Source organism: Mycobacterium sp., assembly GCF_049673265.1.
In the GTDB taxonomy this organism is placed as follows: Bacteria; Actinomycetota; Actinomycetes; order Mycobacteriales; family Mycobacteriaceae; genus Mycobacterium.
In genome coordinates this window covers 1-4,844 of sequence record NZ_JBATXN010000116.1, presented here as the reverse complement: position 1 = coordinate 4,844, position 4,844 = coordinate 1, and the positions used below count along the sequence as shown (strand labels likewise).

5 protein-coding genes are annotated in these 4,844 nt (G+C 64.8%); 2 read left to right on the top strand and 3 right to left on the bottom strand.

The window, feature by feature from the left end; all coding sequences use genetic code 11:
- Window positions 1-151 (top strand): PPE family protein, SVP subgroup (locus WBF82_RS04015; protein WP_424381808.1); only part of this gene is annotated, 151 nt, incomplete at its 5' end.
- 7 nt (window positions 152-158) lie between these two features.
- On the opposite strand, the gene WBF82_RS04010 is transcribed toward WBF82_RS04015, so the two are convergent.
- From WBF82_RS04010 to WBF82_RS04000, 3 genes are read right to left on the bottom strand one after another with little or no spacing between them, the layout of a single operon-like run.
- A complete protein-coding gene (locus tag WBF82_RS04010) occupies window positions 159-1,175 on the bottom strand; it encodes a zinc-binding dehydrogenase (protein ID WP_424381807.1) in 1,017 nt (338 codons plus the stop codon).
- Window positions 1,175-2,371: an LLM class flavin-dependent oxidoreductase gene (locus tag WBF82_RS04005; RefSeq protein WP_424381806.1), complete on the bottom strand. Its 1,197-nt coding sequence runs from the start codon at window positions 2,369-2,371 to the stop codon at window positions 1,175-1,177. Before WBF82_RS04005 ends, WBF82_RS04010 begins: the two co-directional genes overlap by 1 nt.
- Window positions 2,368-3,342, bottom strand: coding sequence for an alpha/beta hydrolase (locus WBF82_RS04000; RefSeq protein ID WP_424381805.1), 975 nt, complete (start codon window positions 3,340-3,342; stop codon window positions 2,368-2,370). The genes WBF82_RS04005 and WBF82_RS04000 overlap by 4 nt, the downstream gene beginning before the upstream one ends.
- Window positions 3,343-3,594: 252 nt before the next feature.
- On the opposite strand from WBF82_RS04000, the gene WBF82_RS03995 reads away from it, so the two are divergent.
- The coding region (locus tag WBF82_RS03995; RefSeq protein ID WP_424381804.1) for an ATP-dependent metallopeptidase FtsH/Yme1/Tma family protein at window positions 3,595-4,844 on the top strand (1,250 nt) is incomplete at its 3' end.

Below are 4,844 nucleotides of genomic sequence, written 5' to 3'. Positions count from 1 at the left end.
CCTCGGCACTCCGGTTGCCGCCGAGCCCGCCGCGACCACGTTAGGCGGGTTGCCCGTGATGGGCGCCAGCAGCCGAGGAGGCCTACAGTTTGCTTCTCCCCGTTATGGTTTCAAGCCGACCGTGGTGCCACATCCGCCGGCCGGGGGATGATGCAGACCTAGGGTGTAACCAAGATCTTGCAGTGCCGTTCGGGGTCGGCGAGATCGTCGAAAGCTGCGCCGACCTCCTCGAGGCCGACGTCGCCGGTGATGATCGGAGCGACGTCGATGTCACCTTCGGCAATTGCGCGCAAGGAATCGGCGAATTCCGTCGGATCGTAGGCGAGGACGAACTGGACGTTGATCTCCTTGGCAATGGCGAAGAACGGATGCAAGGTGTCGGGCTGCATGCACACGCCCACAACGACGAGTCGAGTGCCGTGCCTGGCCCTGCGCATTAGGTCATCGATGATTCCGGGGACCCCGACCGCCTCGAATACCACAGCGGGACTGACGGTGTCAAAGGGAGAGCCCTGCGCGGGGTCGAGGGTCTGGTGCGCGCCCATCCCAGTGGCGAGCTCGCGCCGCTTCGGCGAAAAGTCTGCTGCCACAATGCTTTCTATTCCGCGCGCGCGCAGGGCAGCGATCACGGCGATGCCGATCGGACCGCAACCGACCACCAGCGCGGTCTCGCCTGGCTGAACGCCCGACTTGTTCACGGCGTGCAGGCCGACCGCCATCGGTTCGGTCAAAGCGGCATGGCGATGGTCCAAGCCGTTGGGAATGGCCAGCAGCAGCGGCGCCGAAAGCAGCATGCGCTCGGCGTAGCCACCAAGCGTCCTGTTGCTGTAGACGATCGGTTCGACGTGTTGTCCCGAGATCAGCACCGGTATCGACGTGACTAGGGTTCCCGACGGAAATGTTTCGGTGTCGGGCCCGGCGTCGAGCACCTCCGCGCTGAACTCGTGGCCCATGAAGATGTCGTGGTTCAAGTCCACGTTCATGCCACCGCCGAGACTGTCTGCCATTTGACCGCTCAGCGACAGCACCTCGGCGCCGTGGGCGGCGAAATGCAGGTCGGAGCCGCAGATCCCACACGATCGCACGCCGACCAAAACCTGGCCCGGCCCGGGAACGGGATCGGGCACGTCGTCGCGATAGACCATGCGGCCTTCGCGTAATACCGCGGCGCGCATCAGGTGGTCTCGCTTTCCATCTTGAGTTCATCGGTGTGCTCAGTGATCGCCTTGACCACGGCCTCGCCGGCGCGGCCAAGCAGTTGGTCACGCATGCCCTTGGCCCATTCATGCGATGCCCGAGGTGCCTCCAACTGCCCTTTGAAATGTGGAATCACCTTGCGGGCGAACAGATCATAGGAGTGATAGGTCGCCTGTGGCGATGCCCAGTCGTGGCCGAGCAACAGGAATCCGCCGAATCCACCCGACCGGGTTAGCAGATCTTCGATGTAGCCGATCGCCTCCTCGGGGGTTCCGATGCAGCAATTACCCCTCGACGCATAATCTTCGACGAATTCGCGCGGCGACTGCGCGCCCTCGACCAGGTTGGCCAGCGGCACGAACCCGGCAGCGCCGAAGTACTTCGCGAAGTCCTGCAGACCGTAGGTGCAGTCGTCAATGGCCTGATCTCGGCTGTCGGCCAGATGCAGGATGCCCAGCACTCGCCAGTTGGCACGGTCGGGCTCCTCGTGTCCGGCTTTGCCGGCTTGTTCGCACACGACTTCCCAGGTATTTTCCAAAGCCGCGTAGCCGCCCGGTACCGACATCGACAACGAAAGCAGCGACGTGCCCAGCGCCCCCGCGAGTCGCGGTCCAGACGGCGAAATCATTGCTGCCGTTGAGATTTCCGGATAAGGCCAAGTGTAGGGGCGGATGTGCAGTTGAGCATCGCGAAGCGTGAACCAGTCCGAGTGGCGGTTGATCCGCTCCCCGGGTGCGGCGCGGAACAACGCCAGGATCGCGTCGAGCGATTCATGCATCATCCGGCGCTGCTCGACCGGATCGATGCCCATCATGTAGGCGTCCGACGGCAGGGCGCCCGGACCGGTGCCGAACATCACCCGCCCGCGGGTCAGGTGATCCAGCAACACCCAGCGGTCTGCCACCATCAGCGGATGGTGGTAGGGCAGCGACACCACACCGGTACCGAGCCGGATGTGCTTGGTCCGTTCGGCCGCGGCGGCGATGAACACCTCCGGGCAGGCGATCAGCTCGTAGCCGCCGGAGTGGTGCTCCCCGAACCACGCTTCGTCGAAGCCCAAGCGGTCCAGCGCGACCACTCGCTCCATGTCGTATTCGAGTGCCGCGGTGGGTGATTGGCCGGTCGGGTGAAACGGAGTGATGAAAACGCCGAACTTCAGCGGGCGGCTCGTCACGGCTTCACGCCCGACAGGAAGTCCAGCACTACCTCGTTGACCTGATCGGGGCACTCCTGCTGCAGCCAGTGGCCGGCGCCCTCGATCATCACCTCGCGGTAGGGACCGGTCACCACCTCGGCGGTACGGTCGCGGCGCATGAAGCTCCCGACGGGATCGTCGGTGCCGGCGATGAACAGCGACGGTATCGCGATGGTGGCCGCCGGTGGGTCGGCCATCAGCTCCCAGTTGCGGTCCAGGTTGCGGTACCAGTTCAGGCCGCCGGTGAACCCGGTGCGGCTGAACTCGGCGATGTAGTGGTCGAGTTCGTCGGCGCTGATCCAGCTCGGCAGGCCGTCGGGTTCGGGCAGCCGCTCGATGAAGCCCTCCGACCCTGGTGCGATCATCCGCATCGCGTCAGCAGGGTCACCCGATGCGCTCAGACTGCCGAACATCCGTCGCAGGGTTCTGCCCGGGTCGGCAGCCAGTTCGGCGTCGGCGACCCCGGGCTTTTGGAAATAGAGCATGTAGAAGAAGTTGTCGCCGAACAGCATGCGAAACGCCTGTGTAGGCGGGACCTGGGCGCGCGGGACCGGCGGAACGCTCAAACCGACCACGGCCGCCACCCGGTCGGGATGCAGTTGCGCCGAGCCCCACACCACCGGCGCACCCCAGTCGTGACCGATCAGCACCGCCCGCTCGGCGCCGACGTCGTCGAGCAAGCCGATGACATCGGCGGACAGCTCAGCGACGTTGTAGGCAGAGATGTCGTCGGGTCGGCTGGAGCCGCCGTAGCCTCGCTGATCCGGGGCCAGCACGTGATATCCGGCGGCGGCCAGCGCGGGGATCTGGTGGCGCCATGAATAGGCGAGTTCCGGAAAGCCGTGGGCCAGCACGACTAGCGGTGCGCCGGGCTCACCCGCCTCGACGGTGCGCAGCTGCACGCCATTGGTGTCAATAATGCGTTCGGTGATCGGGACGCTTTCAGGCACTGTCTCACCAAAGCACACCCCCGGTCCGCCCGAAAGGTGTTCGGCGGTGGGGTCCGGCGGTGATGGCAATCGCCCGGGAACCGCCATTCGTTGTTTTTTGCGGCAGATCCAAACGGCATGATTTTCGCCCTGGCGGCTGCCGCGCCTTGCTGCGCCCGGCCTTGGCCGGGCTGGCGATCACCACTGGCGGTAACCTGGACTATTCCAGCTGTGTGTATTGGGAAGGACCTGGCCGGCGGCGGCCGATGATTGATGAACCGTAAAACTGTGATCCGCACGCTCACGGCGATTGCTGTGGTGCTGCTGCTTGGTTGGTCATTCTTCTACTTCAGCGATGACACCCGCGGCTATAAGCCGGTCGACACCTCTGTAGCGATGGCCCAAATCAAGGGCGGCAACATCAAGAGCGCACAGATCGACGATCGCGAACAGCAGGTGCGGATAACGCTGAAAAAGCCCGCCACCGGCACCGATGGGTCGGACAAGATCATCACCAAGTACCCCACCGGTTATGCGGTTCCGTTGTTCGACGCGTTGACCAGTAAAGACGCCCAGGTCAGCACCGTCGTCAACCAGGGAAACATCCTGGGATCGCTGTTGATCTACGTGCTGCCGTTGCTGCTGTTGGTCGGCTTGTTCATGATGTTTTCCCGCATGCAGGGCGGCGCGCGGATGGGTTTCGGCTTCGGCAAATCGCGGGCCAAGCAGCTTTCTAAGGACATGCCCAAGACCACGTTCGCCGACGTCGCCGGCGCCGACGAGGCGGTCGAGGAGCTCTACGAGATCAAGGACTTCCTGCAGAACCCGTCGCGATACCAGGCGCTTGGCGCCAAGATTCCCAAGGGCGTGCTGCTTTACGGGCCGCCGGGAACCGGTAAGACTCTGTTGGCCCGCGCAGTGGCTGGCGAGGCCGGGGTCCCGTTCTTCACCATTTCCGGCTCGGATTTTGTCGAGATGTTCGTCGGTGTTGGCGCGTCCCGCGTCCGTGACCTATTCGACCAGGCCAAGCAGAACAGCCCGTGCATCATCTTCGTCGACGAGATCGACGCGGTGGGCCGTCAGCGCGGCGCCGGGCTGGGCGGTGGTCACGACGAACGCGAGCAGACGCTCAACCAGCTGTTGGTCGAAATGGACGGTTTCGGCGATCGCGCCGGTGTGATCCTGATCGCGGCCACCAACCGGCCCGACATCCTCGACCCCGCGCTGCTTCGGCCCGGGCGTTTCGACCGTCAGATCCCGGTCTCCAGCCCCGACCTGGCCGGCCGGCGGGCGGTGCTGCGAGTGCACTCCAACGGCAAACCGTTCGGCCCCGACGTCAACTTCGACGGGCTGGCCAAACGAACCGTCGGCATGACCGGCGCCGACCTGGCCAACGTCATCAACGAGGCGGCGCTGCTGACCGCCCGCGAGAACGGCACCGTCATCACCGGCGCCGCGCTGGAAGAGGCAGTGGACCGGGTGGTCGGCGGACCCCGCCGCAAGAGCCGGATCATCAGTGAGCA

Coding starts and splice junctions, on each gene's coding strand:
- WBF82_RS04010 (WP_424381807.1), bottom strand. CDS start 1,175: ATGCGCGCCGCGGTATTACGCGAAGGCCGCATGGTCTATCGCGACGAC.